Consider the following 26,248-nt stretch of genomic DNA (forward strand, 5'->3'; position numbering starts at 1 on the left):
GCCGAAGCCAACGGGGCGTCACCGGTCGGCCGGAGCCGCCGACGCGCTCCCGAACCCCCCTCGCCGGCCGCGCCGAGGAGGTCGGTCCGCTCAGCGCACTCCGGCGAGGTCGACGACGGCGGTGCGGCCCGTCACGCGCGGCACGGCCACCTCGCCGGTCAGCAGCGCGGCGTCGTACCGCCCGAGGGTCAGCCCGGCCACCTCGGCGGTCCCGTCCAGCACGACGACCAGCGCGGCCGGGCCGGCCGGCCCGGCGGGCGGCGAGCCGGGGTGCGCCACGGTGACGGCCGGGGCCGCCTCGCCACCCCGACGCCACATGACGTTGAGGTTCACGACCGGTCCCGCGAGAAGCCGGCAGTCGGTGGGCAGGTCGCCGGGGAAGCGCTGGGGCACGTACCGCGTGTCGACCCGCCGGTGCGCGCCGCCGACGGTGAGGTCCATTCCCGCGCCCTCGACCATGGTCAGGATGCGGTCCACCCCCGCGAACGCCGAGAAGGGCCCGTCGGCGCCGACGTCGGCGAGGCTGACGCGCCAGGCGAAGTCGTCCATGCCCGCGCCCTCGGGCCCGGCGGCGATCTCCCGGGTGACCCCGCCGCCGTTCTTCCAGGGCACGGCGACCCGCCCGGCGGCGGGCAGCAGGCGCACGGTCATCGCACGATCCCCCGCGCCCTCGCGGCGGTCAGCCACTGCGGGAACTCGCCGACCATCCGGTCGTACAGCTCCTCGTCGGTCACCTTCAGCGGATCCGAACCGGCGTGGAAGAACCCGGCGTTGTCGACCACCCGCTTCTCGGGAACGGCCAGCTCGTCGAGCTTGCGAAGGAATTCGAACTGCCTGCTGCCCGGGTCGCCGAACCCTATGAACTGCCAGAACAGCGGGAGTCTCGCCGCCTTGCACAGGTACCGCTCCGCGGCGAGCTTGTTGATCGGGCCGCCGTCGGTCTGGAAGACGACGAGGGCGGGGGCCGTCGAACCGCTGTCCAGGTAGTGGTCGATGACGGCGTCCATGGCCAGGTGGTAACTGGTCTTGCCCATGTGCCCGAGCCCGGCCACGATCCGTTCGACCCGGCCCTGGTGGTTGTCGAGCCCGATGTCGGTGACGGCGTCGACGTCCGTGGAGAAGAAGACGACCGGGACCGAACCGTCGTCGTCGAGGTGCGCGGAGAGTCCGAGCACCCGGTCGGCGAGGGCCTGCACGCTGCCGTCCCGGTAGTACGGCTTCATCGACCCCGAGTAGTCGACCACGAGGTACACGGCGGCCCGCTGCCCGCTCAGCCCGTGCTTGGTGAGGGAGACTCCCGCGCTCCTGTACGGACCGACCAGGGCCGGCGCGGTCTCCTCCACCTTGGTGAGGCTGATTCCGGCCATACGGATCTCCGATCGCGCGCTGGGGGACGGGACCGCCGAGATTACGGCACCGCGACCCCCTGCCGTCCCACCTGCCCATCGGCGTTCGCTATTTTGTTCGCCGCCGCACCGTCGGCACCCGTCTCACCGCCCCCACACCCGACTTGTCCCGAACTATCTCCCGAGGAGCCGGCCGTGGAGCCCGAGTCCGCCGTCACCACCTGCTATCGCCATCCCAAGGTGGAGTCCCATGTGCGGTGCACCCGGTGCGACCGCTTCATCTGCCCGGACTGCATGCGCGAGGCGGCCGTCGGCCACCAGTGCGTGGAATGCGTGAAGGAGGGCGCGCGGTCCGTCCGTCAGGCCCGCACCGCCTTCGGCGGCCGGATCTCGAAGGTCCCCGCGGTGACGTACGTGCTCATCGGCCTCAATGTGCTGGCCTACCTCGCCCAGCTGGCGCGCTCCTCGGTGACGGACCGGTTCGAGATGCTCGGCGCCGGCCTGGTGGGGCCGGACGGCGGCCACTACGTGTGGCAGGCCCTGTACCCGGCGGGCTACCACGCGGAGGGCCTCGTCGACGGCGAGTGGTACCGGCTGCTGACCGGCGCCTTCCTCCATCTGCCGCCCACCGAGGGCACGTTCGGCATCCTGCACATCGTGATGAACATGGTCTCGCTGTGGAACATCGGCCGCGTGGTGGAGGCCCAGCTCGGCCGCGCCCGCTACATCACGCTGTACCTGTTGTCGGCGCTGGGCAGCTCGGTGCTCGTCCTGCTGATCTCCCCGGAGGACCCCACGCTCGGCGCGTCCGGCGCGATCTTCGGCCTCGGTGCCGCGTACTACGTGATGGCCCGCCGGCTCGGCGCGGACATGCGCGCCGTCAACCGCTTCATGGTCGGGCTGCTGCTCTGGCTGGCCGTCTCCGCCGCGGTCACTTCCTGGGAGGGGCACCTCGGCGGTCTGCTGGCCGGCGGCGCCGTGACGGCCGCGTACGCCTACGCACCCCGTGACCGGCGGCGTACGGCGGCGCAGGCGGCGGCCTGCGCGGGCCTCCTGGTGCTCCTCGTGGTGCTGACCGTGGTCAAGGTGTCGTCGCTGAAGAGCGGCATGGCCTAGAGCGTGCCCCACGACGGCTCGGTGGCGGCACCGCCGTCCCCCTTGGGAGGGAGGGGGCGCACACCCGTGCGCCTCCCCGCCGTAACCTGTGCGCCATGAAGAGAGCTGGCTGCCTGCTGTTCGGCGCGATCCCCGTCCTGGTCACGGCGGTGGTGTACTTCGCCACCCCCGAGCACCCGGCCACGGCCGACGGCAAGGGCGGCACCTCGGCGTCGAGCGAGGCCCGCGAGGAGGCCAAGGCCAAGGCCGAGCGGGCCGCCGACGACGAGGTCATCGCCGACATGCCGCCCGGCCTCGCCGCCCCGCGGAAGAAGGAACTCGCCCAGCAGATCGTGGCGAGCGCCGAGAACTCCACCCTGAACTGGCGCGAGGCGTACGGCTACATCGAGGACATCGGCGACGGCCAGGGCTACACCGCGGGCATCGTCGGCTTCTGCACGGGCACCCACGACCTGCTCACCCTCGTGGAGCGCTACACCAAGGCCCACCCGGACAACGGCCTCGCGCGCTATCTCCCCGCGCTGCGCAAGGTCGACGGCACGGACTCCCACGAGGGCCTCGACCCCGGCTTCACCGCGGCCTGGAAGCGCGAGGCCCGGCTCCCCGCCTTCCGCGAGGCCCAGGTCACCGAACGCGACCGCGTCTACTTCGGCCCCGCCGTCCGGCTCGCCAAGCTCGACGGCCTCGGCACCCTGGGCCAGTTCGTCTACTACGACGCCATGGTCCTGCACGGCCCGGGCACCGGCCCCGACGGCTTCTACGGCCTGCGCGAACGCGCCATGCGCGAGGCCGACCTGCCCTCGGAGGGCGGCGACGAGAAGGCGTACCTGGACATCTTCCTGGACATCCGCCGCAAGGCCATGAAGTCCAAGAACCCCGACCGCGACACGACCCGTATCGACACGGCGCAGCGGCAGTTCCTGTACGACGGGAACCTGGACCTGAAGACGCCGCTGGAGTGGAAGGTCTACGGGGAGGCGTACAAGGTTCCCTGAGCCGCGTGTCGAATGCGCGGGTTCCCGGTCGACGTGAGGGTGGAGGCAGTACACCCCAGACTTCAGGAGCACCCGTCATGACCGTGACCGCGGATCTCGCCATCTCCCTGGACGGCTTCGTCGCCGGCACCGGAGTCACCCTCGACAACCCGGGAGGCGACGGCGCCGAACCGCTCTTCGAGTGGATCCACAACCTGGCGAGCTGGCGTGAGCGCCAGGGCATGACCGGCGGGCAGGAGAACCGCGACTCCGAGCTGATGCGCGAGTGGTTCGACGCCACCGGCGCGGTGGTCATGGGCCGGATGATGTACGACACCGGCGAGGAGTTCTGGGGCGACAACCCGCCGTTCCGCACCCCGGTCTTCGTGCTCACCCACCGGCCCCGGCCGACCCTGGTCAAGGACGGCGGCACCGTCTTCACCTTCGTCACCGACGGCATCCACAGCGCCCTCGACCGGGCGAGGGCCGCCGCCGGGGACAAGAACGTCGACATCGCGGGCGGGGCGAGCACCGTGCGGCAGTACCTGCGGGAAGGGCTCATCGACGAGCTGCAACTGCACGTCGTGCCCGCGCTGCTCGGCGACGGGCTGCGGCTCTTCGACGGACCGGGCACCGGACGGCGGGACCTGGAACGGGTCAGGGTGGTCGACACGCCCCTCGCCACCCACCTGAAGTACCGCTTCGTGAAGTGACCGTCGTGCGCGGGACCCCGGGGCCGCGTTCTGGAACCGGTGGGGTGACCCCCGGCCGGGGACACCCCACCGGACAACGTGGCGGCGCCTGCCAGTTCGTCCGGTCGGGGACAGTGAGGCAGGCGCCGTCTGTGTTCCGTACGCCTTTGTACGGGACGCAGATGAGTGACCGTCAGGTCACCGTTCGGGGGGGTCAGACCATCAGCGAGCGGTCCGTCGGGCGGATCGGGGCCGGGAGGTCGCTGACGCCCGTGAGGAACCGGTCCACCCCGCGGGCGGCCGAGCGGCCCTCGGCGATCGCCCAGACGATCAGCGACTGGCCGCGGCCGGCGTCACCGGCGACGTACACGCCGGGGACGTTCGTCGCGAACTCGGCGTCGCGGGCGATGTTGCCGCGGGCGTCGAGCTCCAGGCCGAACTGGGAGACCAGGCCGTTCTCCACGTCCGTGCCGGTGAAGCCCATGGCCAGCGTCACCAGCTGGGCGGGGATCTTGCGCTCCGTGCCCGGCTTGGGCGTCAGCTTGCCGTCGACGAACTCCACCTCGGAGAGGTGCAGCCACTGGACGTTGCCGTCCTCGTCGCCCTCGAAGTGGGTGGTCGAGACGGAGTAGACCCGCTCGCCGCCCTCCTCGTGCGCGGAGGTGACCTTGTAGAGCATCGGGAAGGTGGGCCAGGGCTGGCCCGCGTTCCGCTCCTCGCCCGGCCGCGGCATGATCTCCAGCTGCGTGACCGAGGCCGCGCCCTGGCGGTGGGCGGTGCCCACGCAGTCCGCGCCCGTGTCGCCGCCGCCGATCACGACGACGTGCTTGCCCTCGGCGCTGATCGGGGGCGCCACGTAGTCGCCCTCCTGCACCTTGTTGGCCAGCGGCAGGTACTCCATGGCCTGGTGGATGCCGTTGAGTTCCCGCCCGGGCACGGGCAGGTCGCGGGCGGTCGTCGCACCGGCGGCGATGACCACGGCGTCGTACCGCTTGCGCAGGTCCGTCGCCTTGAGGTCGCGGCCGATCTCGATACCGGTGCGAAAGCGGGTGCCCTCCGCGCGCATCTGCTCGATGCGGCGGTTGATGTGCCGCTTCTCCATCTTGAACTCGGGGATGCCGTAGCGCAGCAGGCCGCCGACGCGGTCGGCGCGCTCGTAGACCGCGACGGTGTGGCCGGCCCGGGTCAGCTGCTGGGCGGCGGCCAGACCGGCGGGACCGGAGCCGATCACCGCGACCGTCTTGCCGGACAGCCGCTCGGGGGCGCGGGGCGCGACGTCGCCGCTGTCCCACGCCTTGTCGATGATCGAGACCTCGACGTTCTTGATGGTCACGGCCGGCTGGTTGATGCCGAGCACGCACGCCGACTCGCACGGGGCGGGGCACAGACGGCCCGTGAACTCCGGGAAGTTGTTCGTGGCGTGCAGGCGCTCGGACGCGGCGGACCAGTCCTCGCGGTACGCGTAGTCGTTCCACTCCGGGATCAGGTTCCCGAGCGGACAGCCGTTGTGGCAGAACGGGATGCCGCAGTCCATGCAGCGGCTCGCCTGCTTGGAGATGATCGGGAGCAGCGAACCGGGGACGTAGACCTCGTTCCAGTCCCGGACCCGCTCCTCGACGGGGCGGGACCGGGCGACCTCACGGCCGTGGTTCAGAAAGCCCTTGGGATCAGCCATTGGTCGCCGCCTCCATCATCTTCTCGGTGATCTCGGACTCGGGGAGTCCGGCTCGCTCGGCGGCGTCCTTGGCGGCGAGCACTGCCTTGTACGTGCTGGGGATGATCTTGCTGAAGCGGTCCACGGACACGGACCACTCGGCGAGGAGCTTCTCGGCGACCGTGGAGCCGGTCTCCTCCGCGTGCCGGCGCACCACGTCGTGCAGCCACTGCTTGTCGGTGTCGTCGAGTTCCTCGACGGCGTTCACGTTGCCGACGTTGACGTTGTCGCGGTCGAGGTCGATGACGTACGCGATGCCGCCGGACATGCCGGCCGCGAAGTTGCGGCCCGTCTCGCCGAGGACCACCGCGTGACCGCCGGTCATGTACTCGCAGCCGTGGTCGCCCACGCCCTCGGAGACCACCAGCGCACCGGAGTTGCGGACGCAGAACCGCTCGCCCGTGCGGCCGCGCAGGAAGAGCTCACCGCCCGTCGCGCCGTACGCGATGGTGTTGCCCGCGATCGTCGAGTACTCGGCGAGGTGGTCGGCGCCCCGGTCGGGACGGACGATCACCCGGCCGCCGGAGAGGCCCTTGCCGACGTAGTCGTTGGCGTCGCCCTCCAGGCGCAGCGTGACACCGCGCGGCAGGAAGGCGCCGAAGGACTGGCCCGCCGATCCCGTGAAGGTGATGTCGACGGTGTCGTCGGGCAGGCCCGCCCCGCCGAACTTCTTCGTCACCTCGTGGCCGAGCATGGTGCCGACCGTGCGGTTGATGTTGCGGATCGCGACCTGCGCGCGGACCGGCTGGGCGTCGGTCGCGGAGTCCGCGGCCAGCGCGTCGGCGGCCAGCTTGATCAGCTCGTTGTCGAGCGCCTTCTCCAGGCCGTGGTCCTGGGCGACGGTCTGGTGACGCACCGCGCCCTCGGGCAGCTCGGGCACGTGGAACAGCGGGGACAGGTCCAGGCCCTGCGCCTTCCAGTGGTCGACCGCCCGCGTGACGTCGAGGTTCTCGGCGTGGCCGACGGCCTCCTCGATGGAGCGGAAGCCCAGCTCGGCGAGGATCTCGCGGACCTCCTCGGCGATGAACCGGAAGAAGTTCACCACGTACTCGGCCTTGCCGGCGAAGCGGTCGCGGAGCACCGGGTTCTGGGTGGCGATGCCGACCGGACAGGTGTCCAGGTGGCAGACGCGCATCATGACGCAGCCGGAGACGACGAGCGGCGCGGTCGCGAAACCGAACTCCTCGGCGCCGAGCAGCGCGGCGATGACGACGTCACGGCCGGTCTTCAGCTGGCCGTCGGTCTGCACGACGATGCGGTCGCGCAGGCCGTTGAGCAGCAGCGTCTGCTGCGTCTCGGCGAGGCCGAGCTCCCAGGGGCCACCGGCGTGCTTCAGCGAGGTGAGCGGCGAGGCGCCCGTACCGCCGTCGTGGCCGGAGATCAGGACGACGTCCGCGTGGGCCTTGGAGACACCCGCGGCGACCGTGCCGACGCCGACCTCGGAGACCAGCTTCACGTGGATGCGGGCCTGCGGGTTGGCGTTCTTGAGGTCGTGGATCAGCTGAGCCAGGTCCTCGATGGAGTAGATGTCGTGGTGCGGGGGCGGGGAGATGAGGCCCACGCCCGGGGTGCTGTGCCGGGTCTTGGCGACCCAGGGGTACACCTTGTGGCCGGGCAGCTGGCCGCCCTCACCGGGCTTCGCGCCCTGCGCCATCTTGATCTGGATGTCGTCGGCGTTGACCAGGTACTCGGAGGTCACGCCGAAGCGGCCGGAGGCGACCTGCTTGATCGACGAGCGGCGCGCCGGGTCGTACAGGCGGTCCGGGTCCTCGCCGCCCTCACCGGTGTTGGACTTGCCGCCCAGCTGGTTCATGGCGATGGCGAGGGTCTCGTGCGCCTCCTTGGAGATGGAGCCGTACGACATGGCACCGGTGGAGAAGCGCTTGACGATCTCGGAGGCGGGCTCGACCTCGTCGACGGAGATCGGCTGCCGGCCGGACGTGAAGCCGAACAGGCCGCGCAGCGTCATCAGACGCTCGGACTGCTCGTTCACCCGGTCCGTGTACTTCTTGAAGATGTCGTAGCGGCCGGTGCGCGTCGCGTGCTGGAGGCGGAAGACCGTCTCCGGGTCGAACAGGTGCGGCTCGCCCTCGCGGCGCCACTGGTACTCGCCGCCTATGTCGAGGGCGCGGTGCGCGGGCGCGATGCCGGAGGCCGGGTAGGCCTTGGCGTGCCGGGCGGCGACCTCCTTGGCGATGACGTCGAGACCGGCGCCGCCGATCTTCGTCGCCGTGCCGTTGAAGTACTTCTCGACGAAGGCCTCGTCCAGGCCGACGGCCTCGAAGACCTGGGCGCCGCGGTAGGAGGCGACGGTGGAGATGCCCATCTTGGACATGACCTTGAGGACGCCCTTGCCGAGCGCGTAGATCAGGTTGCGGATGGCCTGCTCGGACTCGATGCCGGACAGGAAGGTGCCCGCGCGGACGAGGTCCTCCACGGACTCCATCGCCAGGTACGGGTTGACCGCCGCGGCGCCGAAGCCGATGAGCAGGGCGACGTGGTGGACCTCGCGGACGTCACCGGCCTCGACCAGCAGGCCCACGTGGGTGCGCTGCTTGGTGCGGATGAGGTGGTGGTGGACGGCCGCGGTGAGCAGCAGCGACGGGATCGGCGCGTGCTCGGCGTCCGAGTGGCGGTCCGACAGGACGATCAGCCGGGCGCCGTTCTCGATGGCGGCGTCGGCCTCGGCGCAGATCTCCTCGATCCGCGCGGCCAGCGCGTCGCCGCCGCCGGAGACCCGGTAGAGGCCGGAGAGGGTCGCGGCCTTCATGCCGGGCATGTCGCCGTCGGCGTTGATGTGGATGAGCTTGGCCAGCTCGTCGTTGTCGATCACCGGGAAGGGCAGGGTGACCGAGCGGCAGGAGGCGGCCGTCGGGTCCAGCAGGTTGCCCTGCGGGCCCAGCGAGGAGCGCAGGGAGGTGACCAGTTCTTCACGGATCGCGTCCAGCGGCGGGTTGGTGACCTGCGCGAACAGCTGGGTGAAGTAGTCGAAGAGCAGACGCGGACGCTGCGAGAGGGCGGCGATCGGCGAGTCCGTGCCCATCGAGCCGATCGGCTCGGCGGCGGCCTTGGCCATGGGCGCGAGGATGACGCGGAGCTCTTCCTCGGTGTAGCCGAAGGTCTGCTGGCGGCGGGTGACCGAGGCGTGGGTGTGCACGATGTGCTCGCGCTCGGGCAGGTCGGAGAGCTCGATCTCGCCGGCTTCCAGCCACTCCGCGTACGGGTTCTCGGCGGCGAGATCGGCCTTGATCTCGTCGTCCTCGATGATGCGGTGCTCGGCGGTGTCGACGAGGAACATCCGGCCGGGCTGGAGGCGGCCCTTGCGGACGACCTTGGCGGGGTCGATGTCGAGGACACCGACCTCGGAGCCGAGGACGACGAGGCCCTCGTCGGTGACCCAGTAGCGGCCCGGGCGCAGGCCGTTGCGGTCGAGGACCGCGCCTACCTGGGTGCCGTCGGTGAAGGTGACACAGGCCGGGCCGTCCCACGGCTCCATCATCGTGGAGTGGAACTGGTAGAAGGCGCGGCGGGCCGGGTCCATGGAGTCGTGGTTCTCCCACGCCTCCGGAATCATCATCAGCACGGAGTGCGGGAGGGAACGGCCGCCGAGGTGCAGGAGTTCGAGCACCTCGTCGAAGGAGGCCGAGTCGGACGCGTCCGGAGTGCAGACGGGGAAGATCCGCTCCAGGCCCTTGTCGCCGAACAGGTCGGAGAGGAGCTGGGACTCGCGGGCACGCATCCAGTTGCGGTTGCCCTTGACCGTGTTGATCTCGCCGTTGTGCGCGACGAAGCGGTACGGGTGGGCGAGCGGCCAGCTCGGGAAGGTGTTGGTGGAGAACCGGGAGTGCACGAGCGCGATCGCGGAGGCGAAGCGGCGGTCGGACAGGTCCGGGAAGAAGGGCTCCAGCTGGCCGGTGGTCAGCATGCCCTTGTAGACGATGGTCCGCGCGGACAGCGACGGGAAGTAGACGCCGGCCTCGCGCTCGGCGCGCTTGCGCAGCACGAACGCCTTGCGGTCGAGGTCGATGCCCGTGCTGGCACCGTCGGCCACGAAGATCTGCCGGAAGGCGGGCATCGTGGAGCGAGCGGTGGCACCGAGCAGGTCGGGGGCGACCGGAACCTCGCGCCAGCCGAGGACCTTCAGTCCCTCGTCGCCCGCGATCGTCTCGATCTGCGAGACGGCGTCGGCCGCGGTGTCCTCGGGCAGGAAGGCGATGCCGACGGCGTAGGCGCCGGCCTCCGGCAGCTCGAATCCGGCCACCTCACGGAAGAAGGCGTCGGGCACCTGGGAGAGGATGCCGGCGCCGTCGCCCGAGTCGGGCTCGGAGCCGGTCGCGCCGCGGTGCTCCAGGTTGCGCAGCACCGTGAGCGCCTGCTCGACCAGCGCGTGGCTCGCCTCGCCGGTGAGGGTGGCCACGAAGCCGACGCCACAGGCGTCGCGCTCGTTGCGGGGGTCGTACATACCCTGCGCAGCAGGGCGAGCATCCATGAAGGACCAGTTCTGGCCATTCGCGGAGTGCTGGGACGGCTGGCGCGGCGTACGCATCGGCTCTCCCGTCGTCGTCGTGGCATATGACATCTGCCGAGGGACGACGTTGGCCCTCTGCTGGGGGTTCAAAATTTCACGCAGGTTACATGATGGAGTGGTTCTCGAAAACCGGATACACCGTTCCAACATGCGGACACCGCGGGGTCGCGGTCGGGGTTCCGCGCCAGACGGTGGAATCAAGGGGGACCTAAGCGGACAGATCGGTGCCCGTCGGTCCGGTTCGCAGCGGGCATCGTCGCTCGTCACGAGGGTTGCGGGCGCAGGCGTCATTGCCTGCGGTGCTTACGGCTCATGCCCGGTGGTTAAGGAATCGAAACCGCCGAGTAACGGCTACTTATGCAGTCCCTTGCATAAGTGCTCGGCAACTCATCCTACGGCCGTACCGAACAGACTGCCCAGGGCGTACGTCACACCCGCCGCCGCGCCACCGAGAGCGAGCTGCCGCAGTCCGCTGAACCACCAGGACCGGGCGGTCACCTTGGCCACGACGGCACCGCACGCGAAAAGGCCGATGAGCGCGAGCACGAGGGCCGGCCACAGGGCCGTCGCGCCGAGCAGATACGGCAGGACGGGGAGCAGGGCGCCGAGGGCGAAGGAACCGAAGCTCGACACGGCGGCGACGGAGGGCGAGGGCAGGTCGCCCGGGTCTATGCCCAGCTCCTCGCGCGCGTGGATCTCCAGGGCCTGCTCGGGGTCGCGGGAGAGCTGCCGGGCGACCTCGCGCGCCAGCTCCGGCTCGACGCCACGCGCCTCGTACAGGTCGGCGAGCTCGCGCTCCTCGTCCTTGGGGTGCTTGCGCAGCTCCCTTCTCTCCACGTCGAGTTCCGCCTCGACGAGTTCGCGCTGCGAGGCGACGGAGGTGTACTCGCCGGCCGCCATCGAGAAGGCGCCCGCGGCGAGCCCCGCGAGTCCCGTGATCACGATCGTCCGGTGGGAGACGGCACCGCCGGCGACACCGGTCATGAGGGCGAGGTTCGAGACGAGCCCGTCCATCGCGCCGAACACGGCAGGGCGCAGCCAGCCGCCGTTGACATCGCGGTGCGTGTGGTTGTCGCGGTGCGCCTCGTGCAGGGTCGCTTCGGTCTCGATGATGGCCATGCCGGGGTCCCCCATGATGCTTGATTGGACTGTTTCCACTTTTCGACAACCCTCAAAGTACGCTTGGAATTTCCTGCCCGCCAGCAAGGAAAGGCTGGGCTTACCTGCGGCTTTACTTCCTTCCGCTCATCCGAGATGTGAGACGCACAGATGTCGACCGGGTGACAGCGGGGTCCGTGAGGCTCTTGTCAACCGCCGATGTGGGACAGATCCGCAAAGGGCTCCGCGCACCGAAGTCCGCGCACCGGCAGGGGTCCTCGGAAGAGAGGCACGTATGGCTTCCATCGCCTGCATTCCGTCGGTCCCGGCGCCCGGGGACGCCGCCGAACTCCGCGAGCGGGCGCGCGGCGCGCTGCTGGGACTGGCCGTCGGGGACGCGCTGGGCGCGCCCGCCGAGAACATGAAGCCGTCGGAGATCCGCGCGAAATGGGGCCGGATCACCGGGTACGTCACCGAGCATCCGGCCGGGACGGACGACACCGAGTACGCGATCTTCTCAGGACTGCTGCTGGCCCGGCACGGCTCGGCACTCACCGTCGCCCATGTCGAGGCGGCCTGGCACCAGTGGATCGCCGACCGCGACGAGGGCCCTTTCCGGGGCGCCGGATTCAGCGAACGCGGCACGCTGGAGAACCTGCGCCGGGGGCTGGCGGCGCCGATCTCGGCCCAGCACCGGCACGCCTGGAGCGACGGGCTGGCGATGCGGGCGGCGCCCTTCGGGGTCTTCGCGGCCGGCCGCCCGGCGGAGGCCGCACGGCTCGTGGCCGTCGACGGTTCGGTGAGCCACGACGGCGAGGGCATCTACGGCGGCCAGGCGGTCGCGGCGGGTGTCGCCGCGGCCATGGCGGGTGCCCACACCATCGCGGTCGTCGCCTCCGCGCTGGCGGTGATCCCGGACGACTCCTGGACGGCCCGCTCGCTGCGCCGGGCGGTCGCGGTCGCCCACCGGGGCGAGCGGGCGGTCCGCTCGGCGGTCGTCATCGGCGGCTACCCCTGGACCGACCTGGCACCGGAGGCGGTGGCCCTCGCCTTCGGCGCGTACGCCGCCGCCGACGGCGCCTTCGAGGAGTCCGTGCTCACGGCCGTCAACATGGGCCGCGACGCCGACACCACGGCCGCGGTGGCCGGTGCCCTGGCCGGCGCGACCCACGGCGTCTCGGCGATCCCGGCCGCCTGGGCCGCGGCGATCGGCCCGGCCCGGGGCAGTTGCCTGCCCTCCATGAAGGGCCACCACGTCCTGGACGTGGCGGAGCTGCTGACGCCGGAGGACGCGGGCAAGTGGGGCCCCCAGGGGCGTCCACGGGGCGAGGCCGGTGCCCGGGGCGAGTGGCCTCCGCTGGAACCGGGGGCGTACCTGCCGCCGCTCTCCGGCCGGCGCCCGCTGACCACCGCGGGCAGGCGCCTGCCCGCCTCCTCCGGCGGACGTCCGCCCGCGGGCCCGCACCCGTGCCCGCCCCCCGGCGCCGACGCGTACGCCGACGCCTACGTGCCGGCCGCCGAGGACGAGGAGGTGCGCCCGTGAGGCCCGGCCTGGTCGGAGACGAGCCCGCGGAACGCGCGGGCGAGGGCGCGGCGTCCGCCCCGGAGCCCACGCCCGCACCTCCCGCGGGCTCGTCTCCCACCGCCCCGGAGCCCACGCCCGCGCCTGCCTCCACCCCGGAGGCCGCACCCCCAGCGGCGGCCGCAACGGGAGCCACGCCGGCGCCCGCCACCGCCGCGGAAGCCACGCCCGCCCCACCGGCCGCCCCGGACACCACCCCGGCACCCCTCGCCGTCCCGCAGATCACCACAGCACCAGGCACCGTCCCGGACAACACTCCGGCACCCGCCGCAGCCCCAGAACCCACGCCCGCCCCACCGGCCGCCCCGGACACCACCCCGCCACCCCTCGCCGTCCCGCAGATCACCACAGCACCAGGCACCGTCCCGGAGGTCACCACGGCACCCGTTGTCGTCCCGGAGACCGCTCCCGCACTGCCGGACGTCGCGGAGACCGGCCCTGCGCCTCTCCCCGCGCCGGAGATCGCCACCGCACCCTTCGCCGCCCGGGAGACCACCCCCGAACCCGCCGCCCACCAGGCCGTTCCCGGGCGCTCCGACGGCCCGGTACGGATCGTCGTCGTGGAAGACCCCGCTGCGGAGCCCGGCCGCGAGGTCCGTGCGGGCCTGGCCCGGCGGCCGCGCGTCCGGCGCATCGAGGGGCTGCTCCTCGGGCTCGCCGCGGGGGACGCGGCGGGATGGCCCGCGGCCCGGCACAGGGCCGCGCGGATGCCCGAGTGGACGCGGCGGCTGACCCGGGAGCTGGACACGTTCGCGGAGCAGAACGCGACCACGACGCTGCCCGTGCCGATCGCGCTCAACCAGCCGCCGGAGCCGCTCAGGCTCGGCCCGTCGGACGACGCGGAGTGGGCGGCGTTCGCGGCGGAGGCCGTGTTGCGCGCCGGAGAGGGCGCCGCGCTCGGCGACCTGAGCCGGGAGCGGCGGATGCGGGCGTCCATCGACCTGTCGTGGAACGCGATCGCCAGCGAGGTCGCCGCCGCCGCGGAACGCGCCCCGGAGGTCGAGTCCGCACTGCTCCCGCTGCGCGCCCGGATCTCCGTGCGGGCCGGGCTCGGCAACCTCGCCACCGGACTGCGCCCGCCGGCCACCGGCCACGACAATCCGCACTACTTCGACGACGCGGCCTGCGTCCGGGCCTGCGTGCTGGCCGTGGCCCACCCGGGCGACCCCCGACTCGCCGCCGAACTCGCGGAGTTCGATGCCCGCTACACCCAGGACGGCGACGGTGTGCACGGCGCCCGGGCGATGGCGGCGGCACTGGCGCTGGCCCTCGCCGGGGCCGACGTCGACGCCTGCGCGGACGCTGCGCTCGCGGAACTCCCCGAGTCGACGGAGATCGGCCGCAACGCCCGGCACGCGCTCACCCTCGCGCGTGCCACCGAGGGCACGTTCGCCCTGGTCCCGCTGCTGGAACACCAGATCGTGGATCACGTGTACAGCTACGGCATCGCCGCCGCCGAGACCGTCCCGGTGGCCCTCGCCCTGGCCACCGCCGCGCGCGGCCGGATCGCCGAGGCGGTACCGGCCGCCGCCTGTCTGTCCCGGGTCGCCGACTCCGCCCCGGCGCTCGCGGGCGCGCTGACCGGCGCCCTCGGCGGGGGTGCGGCGATCCCCGCCGCCTGGCGCGACGCCTGCCGCACGCTTTCCGGCTGTGCGCTGCCCCGGCTGACCGGGACGGACCTCATCGGACTCGCCGATCTGCTCGAAGCGACGGAACTGGCCCACCCAGAGGGATGATTCGGGCATGACGCCCAAAGGAGAAGGAACGGGAACCCTCGACGAACGGATCACCGGAGCCCTCGTCGGAGCCGCCGTCGGCGACGCGCTCGGCGGCCCCGTCGAGGGGTACTCCCCCGAGCAGATCACCGAGCGCCACGGCGGCCGGGTGCACGGCATCGTCGGCCCCTGGAACGGCGACGCGTGGCGCACCGCCCGCCCCATCGCCCCGTACCACAAGGGCGACGGACACGTCACCGACGACACGTTGATGACCCATGCGCTGGTACGGGTGTACGCCACCGTCCGCGACCACCTCGACGCGTACTCCGTCGCCGAGCACCTGGTGCCCGACCTCATGGGCACCCCCCGCTGGGTCCCCGAGCTGGAGGCCGAGGCGCTCCCCCTGCAACGGATCTTCCTCGCGGAGAAGTGGCTGGTGGCCCGCCTGCACTACGGCCACGTGGACCCGCGCGAGGCGGGCACCGGCAACATCGTCAACTGCGGTGCGGCGATGTACATGGCCCCGGTCGGCCTGGTCAACGCGGCGAACCCGGCCGCCGCGTACGCCGAGGCGCTCGACGTCGCCGGCGCCCACCAGTCGTCGTACGGCCGCGAGGCCGCGGGCGTCTTCGCCGCGGCGGTCGCGGCGGCCTGCGCCCCCGGGGCGACCCCCGCCTCGGTGGTCGACACCTGCCTGGCGCTGGCGAAGGACGGTACCCGCGACGCCGTCGAGGCGGTCTGCGAAGTCGCCGCCCGCCACACGGACTTCGAGTCCGCGCTGGCCCCGCTGCGCGAGGCGGTGGCCCCCTACGACACCGTCGGCCCCGACTACCGTGCCCCGTCGCTGGGCGCCCGCCGCCCGTCACGCCTGCACTCCATCGAGGAACTCCCCGTCGCCCTCGGCATGTTGGTGGTCGCGGACGGCGACTACCGGCACGCGGTCCTCGGCGCGGTCAACTACGGACGCGACTGCGACTCCATCGCGACCATGGCCGGGGCGCTCGCGGGCGCCCTCGGTTCCGAGGTCCCGCACGACTGGTCGAAGACGGTGGCGGAGTCGAGCCGCCTCGACCTGGACGGCCCGGCCAGGACGCTCGCGGAGGTGACCCGGGAGATCTTCGAGCGGGACGTGTGCCGCCGCCGGGGCCACGAATCGGCGTACGCGGCCCTGGCGGGACCACGGTGACCGGCTCCGCCGGGTCGCCGGCGCAGACGCTCCGGCTGACCTGGGTCCAGCCCGAGGACCTCCTCGGCCACGAACTCCACCAGGCGACCCAGGACGGCCGCTCCCCCGCGGCCGTCGCGGCCCGCTGGCGCGCGGCGGGCGGCCCCGCGGCCCCGCTGCGCGCGGGCTCCTCCCCGACCCCCGTCTCCCCGTATCTGCGGGTCCTGGCCGAGGACCTGCTCGACGAGCTGGCGGACCTGCCCAGCACGTCGGCGCACCAGGAGCCGACCGGCCTGACGAGGATCAGAGCGCACTGCGCGGACTGGCCGGCGCCACCACCGGTACCGCCGCCGGTCCCCGGCCGGGCCCGCCTCGAAGCGGCCTGGCTGGGCAGGGCGGTCGGCTGCCTGCTGGGCAAACCGGTGGAGAAGCTGCCCCTGCGGGGCATCAGGGAACTGGCCCGGGCCACCGGGAACTGGCCCCTGCACACCTGGTTCACGGCGCGCGGGCTGCCCGGGCACCTCAAGGAGGCATACCCCTGGAACAAGCGCTCCGCGCCCACTTCCCTCGCCGAGAACATCGACGGCATGCCGGAGGACGACGACCTCAACTACCCGCTTCTGAACCTCCTGTTGCTGCAACGCCACGGCAGACGGTTCACCACCGCGGACGTGGCCCGGCTCTGGCTGGACGAACTCCCCGCGGGTCGTACGTTCACCGCGGAACGCGTCGCCTACCGCAACCTCCTGTCCGGCATCGAGCCCCCGCGGACGGCTCGCCACCGCAACCCGTTCCGCGAGTGGATCGGCGCACTGATCCGCGCCGACGTGCACGGCTGGACCAATCCCGGTGATCCGGGCGCCGCCGCGGCACAGGCACACCGGGACGCCACCCTCACCCACACCGCCAACGGCGTCTACGCGGCGATGTTCACGGCCGCGGTCATCGCCGAGGCGGCCGGCGGGGCAAGTGACGTCCACCGGTGTCTCGGCATCGGACTCACCGTCGTGCCGCCCGGCTCCCGACTGGCCCGCGCGGTCCGGCACGCCGTCCGGCTCGCCCGTACGACGGACGACTTCGACACGGTCGTCGACGAACTGCACGCCGTCCACCACGACTGCCACTGGGTGCACGCCGTGCCCAACACCGCCCTGATCGCCGCCGCCCTGACCCACGCGGACGGCGACTTCACCGGTTCCATCTGCCGGACGGTGTCGGGCGGCTGGGACACCGACTCGAACGGCGCGACGGCCGGCAGCGTCGCGGGCCTCCTCGCGGGCGACCCCCTGGCCCTGCCCGACCGCTGGACCAGTCCCCTGAAGAACCGGCTCGCCACCTCGATCGCCGACTTCGACGGCATCGGCTTCGACACCCTCGCCCACCTCACACAACGGGAGATCCGTCGCCCATGACCCACATCGCCGTGCTCGGCAGCACGAACATGGACCTCGTCGCGTACGTCCCCAAGGCCCCGCAGCGCGGGGAGACCGTGACGGGACGGGAGTTCCGTACGATCCCCGGCGGCAAGGGGGCCAACCAGGCGGTGGCCGCGGCGCACGCCGGCGCCGACGTCTCGCTGATCGGCGCGGTGGGCGCGGACGCCTTCGGCAGCCAGCTACGGTCCACGCTGGAGCACTCGGGCGTGGACACCGACCATCTGCGCACCACCGAGGGCCCGTCGGGCACCGCGCACATCGTCGTCGACGACGAGGGCGGCAACGCCATCGTCGTCGTCCCCGGCGCCAACGGCACGGTCACCGCCCTCGCCCCCGGCGACGAGGGGCTCATCGCCGCCGCCGACGCCCTCCTGCTCCAGCTGGAGATCCCGCTCGACGCGGTCGTCGCGGGCGCCCGGGCCGCGCGCCGGCACGGCGTCCGCACGATCCTGACCCCCTCCCCCGCCCAGCCCCTGGCAGCCGAACTGCTCGGTGCCATCGACCTGTTGCTGCCCAACGAGCACGAAGCCGCCGCGCTCACCGGCGTCACCGACCCGTACGAGGCCGCCGCGGCCCTGCTCGAACAGGTCCCGCAGGTCGTCGTCACCCTGGGCGCGGCGGGCAGTCTGTACGCGGCCCGGGGCGCACGGCCCCTCACCGTGCCCGCTCCCCGGGTGACCGCGGTGGATTCGACCGGTGCGGGCGACACCTTCGCCGGCACCCTCGCCGTGGCGCTCGCCGAGGGCCGGGAGATGCCGGAGGCGCTCGTCTGGGCGTCGGCGGCCGCGGCGCTCTCGGTGCAGCGGCCGGGGGCGTCCTCCTCGATGCCGTACCGCTCGGAGATCGACGCCCAGGCCGCGCAGTCGAACGGTGCGCGCTCATGACCGCGCGCCCGGGCCGCCCGGCGGGCCCGCACGGCACCGGTCCGGCGAGCGCGCACCCGCAGCGCACGAGGCCGGCACATCGCGCGAGCGCCCGACCGGAACGCGACGGCCCGCTCGCCGGGCTGCGCGTCCTGGACCTCGCGACCCTCTTCGCCGGACCGCTGGCCGCCACCATGCTCGGCGACTTCGGCGCGGAGGTCATCAAGGTGGAGCATCCGGCCAAGCCGGATCCGTCGCGCGGCCACGGCCCGTCGAAGGACGGCGTCGGCCTGTGGTGGAAGCTCCTCGGCCGCAACAAGCACACGATCACGCTGGACCTGTCCAAGCGCGGCGGCCGCGCGACCCTGCTCCGGCTCGCCGCCACCGCCGACGTGATCGTCGAGAACTTCCGCCCCGGCACGCTGGAGAAGTGGGACCTGGGCTGGGACGAACTGTCGGCCGCCAACCCCCGCCTGCTGCTGGCCCGGGTCACCGCGTTCGGTCAGTTCGGCCCCTACGCGCACCGCCCCGGCTTCGGCACGCTCGCCGAGGCGATGAGCGGCTTCGCGGCGGTCACCGGTGAGCCGGACGCGCCGCCGGTCCTGCCGCCCTTCGGGCTCGCCGACTCGATCGCGGGCCTGGCCACGGCGTACGCCGTGATGACCGCGCTGCGGGCCCGCGACCGCACCGGCGAGGGCCAGGTCATCGACATGGCGATCATCGAACCGATCCTGACCGTCCTCGGGCCGCAGCCCATCTGGTACGACCAGCTCGGCCACGTCCAGCCGCGCACCGGGAACCGCTCCGCGAACAACGCCCCCCGCAACACCTACCGCACGGCGGACGGCTCCTGGGTGGCGGTCTCCACGTCGGCGCAGTCGATCGCGGAGCGGGTGATGCGGCTGGTCGGACGCCCGGACCTGATCGACGAGCCGTGGTTCGCGACGGGCGCGGACCGGGCACGTCACGCGGACGTCCTGGACGAGGCGGTCGGCTCGTGGATCGCCCGGCACGACCGCACCGAGGTCCTGGAGGCCTTCGAGAAGGCGGAGGCCGCGGTGGCCCCCGTGCAGGACGTCCGGGACGTGATGACCGACCCGCAGTACGCGGCCCTGGACACCGTGACCACCCTCGACGACCCCGACCTGGGACCGCTGCGCATGCAGAACGTCCTCTTCCGGCTCTCCGGCACGCCGGGCGCGATCCACTGGGCGGGCCGCCCGCACGGCGCGGACACGGAGCGGGTCCTCACCGAACTCGGTCTGACCGGGGCGGAGATCGGCGCGCTGCGGGCGGAGGGCGCTCTGTGACCGCGGAGTTCCCCCTCACCTGGCTGTACGCCCCAGGGGACCGTCCCGCCGTGGTCGCCAAGGCCCTGGCCTCCGGAGCGGACGTCGTGCTGGTCGACCTGGAGGACGCGGTGGCCCCGGACCGCAAGGCGTACGCCCGCGAGGCCACCGCCGACCTGCTGCGCGATCCGCCGCCCGTCCCGGTCCACGTCCGCGTCAACGCCCTGGACAACCCGCTGACGGAGACCGACCTCAAGACCCTCTCCCCGCTCCCCGGTCTGTCCGGCATCCGGCTCCCCAAGGTGTCCTCGCCCTCAGACGTCGTACGGGTCGCGCAGGAGGCCACACCCGCCGACGGCGCCGCGATTCCCCTGTACGCGCTGCTGGAGACGGCGCTCGGCGTGGAGCACGCCTTCGCCATCGCCTCGTCGCATCGGGCACTGCACGGCATCGCCATCGGGGAGACCGACCTGAGGGCCGACCTCGGCGTCCGCAACGACACCGGCCTGGACTGGTCGCGCGCCCGTGTGGTCGTGGCCGCGCGTGCGGCGGGCCTGCCCCCGCCCGTCCAGTCGGTCTACCCGGACATCCGTGACGTGGAGGGGCTGGCCTCGTCCTGCGGACACGGGCGCACACTCGGTTTCCTCGGGCGTGCGGCCATCCATCCCCGTCAGCTGCCCATCATCGAGCAGGCCTATCTCCCCACCCCGGCGGAGATCGACTCGGCCGAGGCCGTCGTGAAGGCCGCCGAGAGCGACGCGGGCGCCCTGGCCCTGCCCGACGGCCGGTTCGTCGACGCGGCGGTGGTGATGGCCGCCCATCGCACCCTCGCGCTGGCGCGCCGTCTGACGTAGCGGGCCCGGCCCCGCATACGAAGGGGGCGCCGCGTCCCGGACGCGGCGCCCCCTTTGGGGTACGGAAGGTCAGCCCTTCTTGGCCGTCCCCGCCTCGTCGGCGGTCGCCGGCTCGACGTCCTCGACGACGTCGGTGTCCTCGGCGGAGCCGGGCTCACCGGGTCGCTCGGCAGCCGCGTCCGCGGGCTTCACCCGGTCGGCGGAGTCGTCCGCGTCCTTGCCGGAAACGTCCTTGCCAGAGACGTCCGCGTCCTTGCCGGGGGCCTCGGTGGCCGCGGCGGTCTCGCCGTCCTTGTCACCGGGGGCGTCCGCGCCCGGCTCCACGACGGCCTCCCGGCCCGGACGGCGGCGCGCGGAGATCACGATGTACAGCACCGCGAGCAGGAAGACCAGCATCGCGGTCCAGTCGTTCAGACGCAGACCGAGGATGTGGTGGGCGTCGTCGACGCGCATGTACTCGATCCAGCCGCGGCCGACACAGTAGGCGGCGACGTACAGCGCGAAGGCGCGGCCGTGGCCGAGCTGGAAGCGGCGGTCGGCCCAGATGACCAGGAGACCGACGCCGATGCACCACAGCGACTCGTACAGGAACGTCGGGTGGTAGTAGCCCGGGACGCGGCCGTCCGCGGAGGAGGTGATGTGCAGCGCCCAGGGCAGGTCCGTGGCCTTGCCGTACAGCTCCTGGTTGAACCAGTTGCCCCAGCGCCCGATGGCCTGCGCGAAGGCGATGCCGGGGGCGATGGCGTCGGCGTACGCGGGCAGCGGGATGCCGCGGCGGCGGCAGCCGATCCAGGCGCCGACCGCGCCGAGCGCGATGGCGCCCCAGATGCCGAGCCCGCCCTCCCACACCTTGAAGGCGTCCACCCAGTCACGGCCCTCGCTGAAGTACAGCTCGTAGTCCGTGATCACGTGATAGAGCCGGCCTCCGAGAAGGCCGAAGGGGACGGCCCAGACCGCGATGTCGGCAACGGTGCCGGATCGCCCGCCCCGGGCGATCCAGCGCTTGTTGCCGAGCCAGACGGCCACGAAGACGCCGATGATGATGCAGAACGCGTAGCCGCGCAGCGGAATGGGGCCGAGATGCAGCACACTGCGCGGCGGGCTGGGAATGAAGGCAAGTTCCATGGCAGGGTCGACGCTACCGTGCCGGACCTCACCTGAGGCAAGCACCCCGGCAACGGGTCCATAACGTGCGGCTGCCCCCGGGCCGGGTGGCGGGCCGGGGGCAGCGGGCGTGCGGGGAGCTCAGGACTTGTTCTCCGCCTCCACCAACTGCTTCAGCTTGGCGGGCGTCATCGTCTGGTCCGCATAGATGTTCGTCGCGCCCAGCAGCACCGTCGGGGTCGAGTGCAGGCCGTTGTTCTGGAAGGCGGTGTTCGACTTCACGACCCAGCTGTCGTGCGTCCCGTCATTGACGCACTTGCGGAAGGCCGGGGTGTCCAGGCCGTCGACCTTGCCCGCCAGCTCGATGAGCTTGGCGTTGTCGGCGAAGGCGTCGTCGGTCTCCTTGGGCTGGTTCTCGTAGAGCACGTCGTGGTACTCGGTGAACTTGCCGGCGTCCTGGGCGCAGGCCGCGGCGTTCGCCGCGCGCAGGGAGCCGCTGCCGCCCAGATTCCCGTCGATGAGGGTGACCAGGTGGTACTCGACCTTCAGCTGTCCGGCGTCGACCAGCTCATGGATCGTGGGCCGGTACATGGCCTCGAAGGCCTGGCAGGCGGGGCAGCGGAAGTCCTCCCACACCGTGAGGGTCGACTTGGCGCCTTCCTTCCCGACGGGGATGGCGAGACCGTCCTTGCCGGTGGCTCCCGACGGCGACACGGCCGGTCCCGCCGTGTCGGTCTTCTTGGTCTCCTTGCCGGAGTTGGCGGCCAGAACGCCCACCACCGCGGCAAGGGCCAGGACGCAGACCACCGACGCCCCCACGATCAGCGCGCGCCGGCGCTTCTCCGCGGCCTTCTGCTTCTCTCGCTCGACCGCCAGCCGCTCGCGGGCATTGCGCTTTACGTCACGGTTGTTCTCGCTCACATCCGGCAGAACGAACCGGGGAGGCGCAGCGCGCCTCCCCGGTCCCAGGTCCACCCCTTCGAGTGAGCGGATTGTCCGTTACGCACCTGTCGGGGGCCGGCGCGACAGCTCCGCCGGCTCCCCCGGTACCGGCCTCACGCCTTCTTGCGCACACCCTCGGCGAGGTCGCCCGCGAGGGCGCGCACGGCGTCGAGACCCGCGGCCTCGTCCGGCGCGTCCAGCATCCGCTGCACGAACGCCGACCCGACGATCACACCGTCGGCGAACCCGGCCACCTCGGCGGCCTGGGTCGCGTTGGAGACGCCGAGGCCGACGCAGACGGGCAGCTCGGTGGTGGTCCGGGTGCGCCGCACCAGATCCTGCGCCTGGGCGCCCACCGACTCGCGGGTGCCGGTGACGCCCATCAGCGAGGCGGCGTACACGAAGCCGCTGCCCGCCGCGGTGATCTCGGCGAGCCGGGCGTCCTTGCTGCTGGGCGCGACGACGAAGACGGTCGCGAGGCCGTGCTTCTCGGCGTGCTCCCTCCACAGCGCCGACTCCTGGACGGGCAGGTCGGGCAGGATGCAGCCCGCGCCGCCCGCCTCGGCGAGCTCGGCGGTGAAGCGCTCGACGCCGTAGCGGTCGATGGGGTTCCAGTACGTCATCACGAGGACGGGCTTCCCGGTCGCCTCGAAGGCCTCCCGGACCGTCCGCATCACGTCGGCGATCTTGACGCCGCCCCGCAGGGCGATGTCGTCGGCGGTCTGGATGACGGGGCCGTCGAGGACGGGGTCGCTGTGCGGCAGGCCCACCTCGACGACGTCCGCGCCGCCCTCGAAGACGGCCTTGATCGCGGCGATGCCTCCGTCGACGGTCGGGAAACCCGCCGGCAGGTAGGCGATGAGGGCGGAGCGCCCCTCCGCCTTCGCGCCGGCGAGGGTGTCACTCAACAGCTGGATGTTGCCGCTCACTTGGCGTCCCCCTCGATCTCGGCGTTCTCGCCGGCCGCGTCCGCGGGGACGACCGCGTCGGTGCCTTCGTCGTACAGGCCGAAGTATCGGGCGGCTGTGTCCATGTCCTTGTCGCCACGGCCGGACAGGTTGACGACGATCAGTCCGTCCCTGCCCAGCTCCTTGCCGACCTCCAGGGCTCCCGCGAGCGCGTGGGCGCTCTCGATGGCCGGGATGATCCCCTCGGTGCGGGAGAGCAGGCGCAGCGCCTGCATGGCCGCGTCGTCGGTGACGGCGCGGTACTCGCCCCGGCCGCTGTCCTTGAGATAGGAGTGCTCGGGGCCGATGCCGGGGTAGTCGAGTCCGGCCGAGATCGAGTAGGGCTCGGTGATCTGCCCCTCCTCGTCCTGGAGGACGTACGACCGCGATCCGTGCAGGATGCCGGGCTCGCCGGCGGTCAGGGTCGCGGCGTGCTCTCCGGTCTCCACCCCGTGCCCGGCGGGCTCGCAGCCGATGAGGCGGACGTCCGCGTCCGGGATGAAGGCGTGGAAGAGCCCGATGGCGTTGGAGCCGCCGCCGACGCAGGCCACGGCGGCGTCGGGGAGGCGTCCGGCGCGCTCCAGGATCTGCCGACGCGCCTCGACGCCGATGACCCGGTGGAAGTCGCGCACCATGGCCGGGAAGGGGTGGGGGCCCGCGACGGTGCCGAAGAGGTAGTGGGTGCGGTCGACGTTGGCGACCCAGTCGCGGAACGCCTCGTTGATGGCGTCCTTGAGGGTGCGGCTGCCGGACTTCACGGCGATGACCTCGGCGCCGAGCATCCGCATCCGGGCCACGTTCAGCGCCTGGCGCTGGGTGTCGATCTCGCCCATGTAGATGGTGCATTCGAGACCGAAGAGCGCGCAGGCGGTCGCGGTGGCGACGCCGTGCTGGCCGGCGCCCGTCTCCGCGATGACGCGCGTCTTGCCCATCCGCTTGGTCAGCAGGGCCTGGCCGAGCACATTGTTGATCTTGTGGGAGCCGGTGTGGTTGAGGTCCTCCCGCTTCAGGAAGACGCGGGCGCCTCCCGCGTGCTCGGCGAACCGGGGCACCTCGGTGAGCGAACTCGGCCGCCCGGTGTAGTGGACGAGCAGGTCGTCGAGCTCGCGGGCGAACTCGGGGTCCGCCTTCGCCTTGTCGTACTCGACGGCGACCTCGTCCACGGCGGCGACGAGCGCCTCCGGGATGAACTTGCCGCCGAACGCGCCGAAGTAGCCCTCGGCGCTGGGAACTCGACCCTCCGGGTCGGGAATGAAGAACTCGCTGGGCATGCGATTACCTCGCAGGGGCTGTCGCCCCGGTTGAAGGCCGGTCAGTGGTCACGTTAGCCACGTACGCCCGCGATGCGCCTGCGGCACGGGGCCGAGCCGTCCCGTCCACCCTCCACGGCGGACGCCCCGCCGCATGGCGGCCGGGCGGTCCGGACGGGTCAGTGGTCGGGTGGGGAGGTCCGCCACGACGGCATGCGGCCGCGCGGCGGAGATCGGCGGTGCCGCGCCGGGCGGAGCCACTCGACGGAGGGACGGGCGGAGCCCGCCCCTCGCCCGGAAAGGCGCCCGGCGGTGTGCGGGGCGGATCTCCTGGAGTGGCCGGTGCCGGTCTCCGGCTCAGACCGCCCGCAGACAGGACGTGGCCGGGAGAGGCGCGAGCGCGCGTACGCGCTCGGGCCATCGCATGCCGTTGACCTGGCCCGGCTCGTCGCCGATGACGTAACGGACCCGGCGGCCGTGCACGCGCCGCGCGGGCGCCCGGCAGCCGCGCGGACGGCAGCCGCGGGCGAGACAGGCGTACGGGTCCCGGACCGCCGAGGCGGGGGACGGTGCCGCGGCGGAGCGCACGGCGGGCCGACCGGTGTGCGTGCCCCCGCACCCCGGGCGTGCCGCCTCACCGTCGGGGCGAAGGCCCGGACGGGAGTCGGCGACGGCGGAGGGCGCGACGGACACGGGGCGGGTCAGTCCCGTCCGTGGCGCAGCGCGGGGTGGGCCCCGGCCGCGACGAGGTCGGAGACCGCGGTCTTCGGGTCACGGCCGGTGACGAGCGACTCGCCCACCAGGACCGCGTCGGCGCCGGCGTTGGCGTACGCGATGAGGTCGTGCGGGCCGCGGACGCCGGACTCGGCGATCTTGACGATGGAGTCGGGGATCTCCGGCGCCACGCGCTCGAAGGTCGTGCGGTCGACCTTCAGCGTCTTCAGGTTGCGCGCGTTGACACCGATGACCTTGGCTCCCGCGTCCACCGCGCGCTCGACCTCGTCCTCGTCGTGCACCTCGACGAGCGGGGTGAGCCCGATGGACTCGGCGCGCTCGATGAGGGACTCCAGGGCGGGCTGGTCGAGGGCGGCGACGATCAGCAGCGCGAGGTCGGCGCCGTACGCGCGGGCCTCCCACAGCTGGTACGACGTGACGATGAAGTCCTTGCGCAGGACCGGGATGTCCACGCGGGCGCGGACGGCCTCCAGGTCCGCGAGCGAGCCGCCGAAGCGGCGCTCCTCGGTCAGCACGGAGATGACGGCGGCGCCGCCCGCCTCGTAGTCCGCGGCGAGGCCGGCCGGGTCGGCGATCGCGGCCAGCGCGCCCTTGGAGGGGCTGGACCGCTTGACCTCGCAGATGACCTTGACGCCGTCACCGCGCAGGGCGGCCACGCCGTCCTTGGCAGCCGGAGCCTTCGCCGCGCGCTCCTTGAGCTCGTCGAGGCTGACGCGCGCCTGCCGTTCCGCGAGGTCGGCACGGACTCCGTCGATGATCTCGTCGAGCACGCTCACGCGAGCGGCCCCCTTCCTGCGGTGGAGGGTTGAAGCAGTCGACCCGGGTGCACCGTCCCGGACGGTTCGGACGGGTCACTTGTGATGGTATCCGGAGGAAGGCGTAGGCCTTGCATCCG

Annotated in this window: 21 protein-coding genes; 10 read left to right on the plus strand and 11 right to left on the minus strand. The window is 72.6% G+C overall.

Annotated features, from left to right (window positions below; translation table 11 throughout):
• Positions 1–90: 90 nt before the first annotated feature.
• Both ACZ4IF_RS00240 and ACZ4IF_RS00245 read right to left on the minus strand, forming a co-directional pair.
• Positions 91–651 carry a HutD/Ves family protein gene (locus ACZ4IF_RS00240; RefSeq protein ID WP_467558172.1) on the minus strand — a complete coding sequence of 187 codons (561 nt, stop codon included), beginning with the start codon at positions 649–651 and terminating at the stop codon, positions 91–93.
• Positions 648–1,367: a vWA domain-containing protein gene (locus tag ACZ4IF_RS00245; protein WP_467558174.1), complete on the minus strand. Its 720-nt coding sequence runs from the start codon at positions 1,365–1,367 to the stop codon at positions 648–650. The genes ACZ4IF_RS00240 and ACZ4IF_RS00245 overlap by 4 nt, the downstream gene beginning before the upstream one ends.
• Before the next feature lie 174 nt (positions 1,368–1,541).
• Here ACZ4IF_RS00245 and ACZ4IF_RS00250 point away from each other — a divergent pair, with 174 nt between their 5' ends.
• The 3 genes from ACZ4IF_RS00250 to ACZ4IF_RS00260 all read left to right on the plus strand — a co-directional run bounded on the left by ACZ4IF_RS00250 (position 1,542) and on the right by ACZ4IF_RS00260 (position 4,149).
• Positions 1,542–2,462 carry a rhomboid family intramembrane serine protease gene (locus tag ACZ4IF_RS00250; protein WP_467558176.1) on the plus strand — a complete coding sequence of 307 codons (921 nt, stop codon included), beginning with the start codon at positions 1,542–1,544 and terminating at the stop codon, positions 2,460–2,462.
• 95 nt (positions 2,463–2,557) lie between these two features.
• Positions 2,558–3,457, plus strand: coding sequence for a chitosanase (locus tag ACZ4IF_RS00255; RefSeq protein ID WP_467558178.1), 900 nt, complete (start codon positions 2,558–2,560; stop codon positions 3,455–3,457).
• A 77-nt stretch (positions 3,458–3,534) separates the two neighbouring features.
• Positions 3,535–4,149 carry a dihydrofolate reductase family protein gene (locus tag ACZ4IF_RS00260; RefSeq protein WP_467558180.1) on the plus strand — a complete coding sequence of 205 codons (615 nt, stop codon included), beginning with the start codon at positions 3,535–3,537 and terminating at the stop codon, positions 4,147–4,149.
• A 193-nt stretch (positions 4,150–4,342) separates the two neighbouring features.
• On the opposite strand, the gene ACZ4IF_RS00265 is transcribed toward ACZ4IF_RS00260, so the two are convergent.
• The 3 genes from ACZ4IF_RS00265 to ACZ4IF_RS00275 all read right to left on the minus strand — a co-directional run bounded on the left by ACZ4IF_RS00265 (position 4,343) and on the right by ACZ4IF_RS00275 (position 11,489).
• Positions 4,343–5,803, minus strand: a complete 1,461-nt coding sequence (locus ACZ4IF_RS00265; RefSeq protein WP_467558182.1) for a glutamate synthase subunit beta — start codon at positions 5,801–5,803, stop codon at positions 4,343–4,345.
• A complete protein-coding gene (gltB, locus tag ACZ4IF_RS00270; RefSeq protein ID WP_467558184.1) occupies positions 5,796–10,388 on the minus strand; it encodes a glutamate synthase large subunit in 4,593 nt (1,530 codons plus the stop codon). The genes ACZ4IF_RS00265 and gltB overlap by 8 nt, the downstream gene beginning before the upstream one ends.
• Positions 10,389–10,757: 369 nt before the next feature.
• Positions 10,758–11,489 (minus strand): VIT1/CCC1 transporter family protein, encoded by a 732-nt coding sequence (locus tag ACZ4IF_RS00275; RefSeq protein ID WP_359491197.1) that lies wholly within the window; start codon positions 11,487–11,489, stop codon positions 10,758–10,760.
• 274 nt (positions 11,490–11,763) lie between these two features.
• Between ACZ4IF_RS00275 and ACZ4IF_RS00280 the strand changes: the two genes are divergently transcribed.
• From ACZ4IF_RS00280 to ACZ4IF_RS00310, 7 genes are all read left to right on the plus strand, one after another.
• On the plus strand, positions 11,764–13,011 hold the full coding sequence (locus ACZ4IF_RS00280; protein WP_467558186.1) for an ADP-ribosylglycohydrolase family protein: 1,248 nt from the start codon (positions 11,764–11,766) through the stop codon (positions 13,009–13,011).
• A 260-nt stretch (positions 13,012–13,271) separates the two neighbouring features.
• Positions 13,272–14,786, plus strand: a complete 1,515-nt coding sequence (locus ACZ4IF_RS00285) for an ADP-ribosylglycohydrolase family protein (protein ID WP_467559901.1) — start codon at positions 13,272–13,274, stop codon at positions 14,784–14,786.
• Between the two features lie 7 nt (positions 14,787–14,793).
• On the plus strand, positions 14,794–15,954 hold the full coding sequence (locus tag ACZ4IF_RS00290; RefSeq protein ID WP_467558188.1) for an ADP-ribosylglycohydrolase family protein: 1,161 nt from the start codon (positions 14,794–14,796) through the stop codon (positions 15,952–15,954).
• Complete coding sequence (locus ACZ4IF_RS00295; RefSeq protein ID WP_467558190.1) at positions 15,951–17,345, plus strand: ADP-ribosylglycohydrolase family protein; 1,395 nt, start codon at positions 15,951–15,953, stop codon at positions 17,343–17,345. Before ACZ4IF_RS00290 ends, ACZ4IF_RS00295 begins: the two co-directional genes overlap by 4 nt.
• On the plus strand, positions 17,342–18,253 hold the full coding sequence (gene rbsK / locus ACZ4IF_RS00300) for a ribokinase (RefSeq protein ID WP_467558192.1): 912 nt from the start codon (positions 17,342–17,344) through the stop codon (positions 18,251–18,253). The genes ACZ4IF_RS00295 and rbsK overlap by 4 nt, the downstream gene beginning before the upstream one ends.
• A complete protein-coding gene (locus ACZ4IF_RS00305; protein WP_467558194.1) occupies positions 18,250–19,542 on the plus strand; it encodes a CaiB/BaiF CoA transferase family protein in 1,293 nt (430 codons plus the stop codon). Before rbsK ends, ACZ4IF_RS00305 begins: the two co-directional genes overlap by 4 nt.
• A complete protein-coding gene (locus tag ACZ4IF_RS00310) occupies positions 19,539–20,375 on the plus strand; it encodes an HpcH/HpaI aldolase/citrate lyase family protein (RefSeq protein WP_467558196.1) in 837 nt (278 codons plus the stop codon). Before ACZ4IF_RS00305 ends, ACZ4IF_RS00310 begins: the two co-directional genes overlap by 4 nt.
• A 69-nt stretch (positions 20,376–20,444) precedes the next feature.
• On the opposite strand, the gene lgt is transcribed toward ACZ4IF_RS00310, so the two are convergent.
• The 6 genes from lgt to trpC form a co-directional block, all read right to left on the minus strand.
• The gene (lgt, locus tag ACZ4IF_RS00315) at positions 20,445–21,500 is read right to left on the minus strand and encodes a prolipoprotein diacylglyceryl transferase (protein ID WP_467558198.1); all 1,056 of its coding nucleotides are present in this window, start codon (positions 21,498–21,500) and stop codon (positions 20,445–20,447) included.
• A gap of 120 nt (positions 21,501–21,620) precedes the next feature.
• Positions 21,621–22,400 (minus strand): DsbA family protein, encoded by a 780-nt coding sequence (locus ACZ4IF_RS00320; protein ID WP_359491213.1) that lies wholly within the window; start codon positions 22,398–22,400, stop codon positions 21,621–21,623.
• A gap of 134 nt (positions 22,401–22,534) precedes the next feature.
• Positions 22,535–23,350, minus strand: coding sequence for a tryptophan synthase subunit alpha (gene trpA, locus ACZ4IF_RS00325; RefSeq protein ID WP_467558200.1), 816 nt, complete (start codon positions 23,348–23,350; stop codon positions 22,535–22,537).
• Positions 23,347–24,639: a tryptophan synthase subunit beta gene (trpB, locus tag ACZ4IF_RS00330; protein WP_467558202.1), complete on the minus strand. Its 1,293-nt coding sequence runs from the start codon at positions 24,637–24,639 to the stop codon at positions 23,347–23,349. The genes trpA and trpB overlap by 4 nt, the downstream gene beginning before the upstream one ends.
• Positions 24,640–24,975: 336 nt before the next feature.
• A complete protein-coding gene (trpM, locus tag ACZ4IF_RS00335; RefSeq protein WP_467558204.1) occupies positions 24,976–25,311 on the minus strand; it encodes a tryptophan biosynthesis modulator TrpM in 336 nt (111 codons plus the stop codon).
• 8 nt (positions 25,312–25,319) lie between these two features.
• Positions 25,320–26,129 (minus strand): indole-3-glycerol phosphate synthase TrpC, encoded by an 810-nt coding sequence (trpC, locus tag ACZ4IF_RS00340; RefSeq protein ID WP_028803146.1) that lies wholly within the window; start codon positions 26,127–26,129, stop codon positions 25,320–25,322.
• Between the last annotated feature and the right edge of the window lie 119 nt (positions 26,130–26,248).

It is taken from the genome of Streptomyces sp. NPDC025784, from assembly GCF_055558435.1.

Coding starts and splice junctions, on each gene's coding strand:
- ACZ4IF_RS00290 (WP_467558188.1), top strand. CDS start 14,794: ATGACGCCCAAAGGAGAAGGAACGGGAACCCTCGACGAACGGATCACC.
- lgt (WP_467558198.1), bottom strand. CDS start 21,500: ATGGAACTTGCCTTCATTCCCAGCCCGCCGCGCAGTGTGCTGCATCTC.
- ACZ4IF_RS00255 (WP_467558178.1), top strand. CDS start 2,558: ATGAAGAGAGCTGGCTGCCTGCTGTTCGGCGCGATCCCCGTCCTGGTC.
- trpB (WP_467558202.1), bottom strand. CDS start 24,639: ATGCCCAGCGAGTTCTTCATTCCCGACCCGGAGGGTCGAGTTCCCAGC.
- rbsK (WP_467558192.1), top strand. CDS start 17,342: ATGACCCACATCGCCGTGCTCGGCAGCACGAACATGGACCTCGTCGCG.
- gltB (WP_467558184.1), bottom strand. CDS start 10,388: ATGCGTACGCCGCGCCAGCCGTCCCAGCACTCCGCGAATGGCCAGAAC.
- ACZ4IF_RS00265 (WP_467558182.1), bottom strand. CDS start 5,803: ATGGCTGATCCCAAGGGCTTTCTGAACCACGGCCGTGAGGTCGCCCGG.
- ACZ4IF_RS00305 (WP_467558194.1), top strand. CDS start 18,250: ATGACCGCGCGCCCGGGCCGCCCGGCGGGCCCGCACGGCACCGGTCCG.
- ACZ4IF_RS00240 (WP_467558172.1), bottom strand. CDS start 651: ATGACCGTGCGCCTGCTGCCCGCCGCCGGGCGGGTCGCCGTGCCCTGG.
- ACZ4IF_RS00245 (WP_467558174.1), bottom strand. CDS start 1,367: ATGGCCGGAATCAGCCTCACCAAGGTGGAGGAGACCGCGCCGGCCCTG.
- ACZ4IF_RS00260 (WP_467558180.1), top strand. CDS start 3,535: ATGACCGTGACCGCGGATCTCGCCATCTCCCTGGACGGCTTCGTCGCC.
- ACZ4IF_RS00275 (WP_359491197.1), bottom strand. CDS start 11,489: ATGGCCATCATCGAGACCGAAGCGACCCTGCACGAGGCGCACCGCGAC.
- ACZ4IF_RS00280 (WP_467558186.1), top strand. CDS start 11,764: ATGGCTTCCATCGCCTGCATTCCGTCGGTCCCGGCGCCCGGGGACGCC.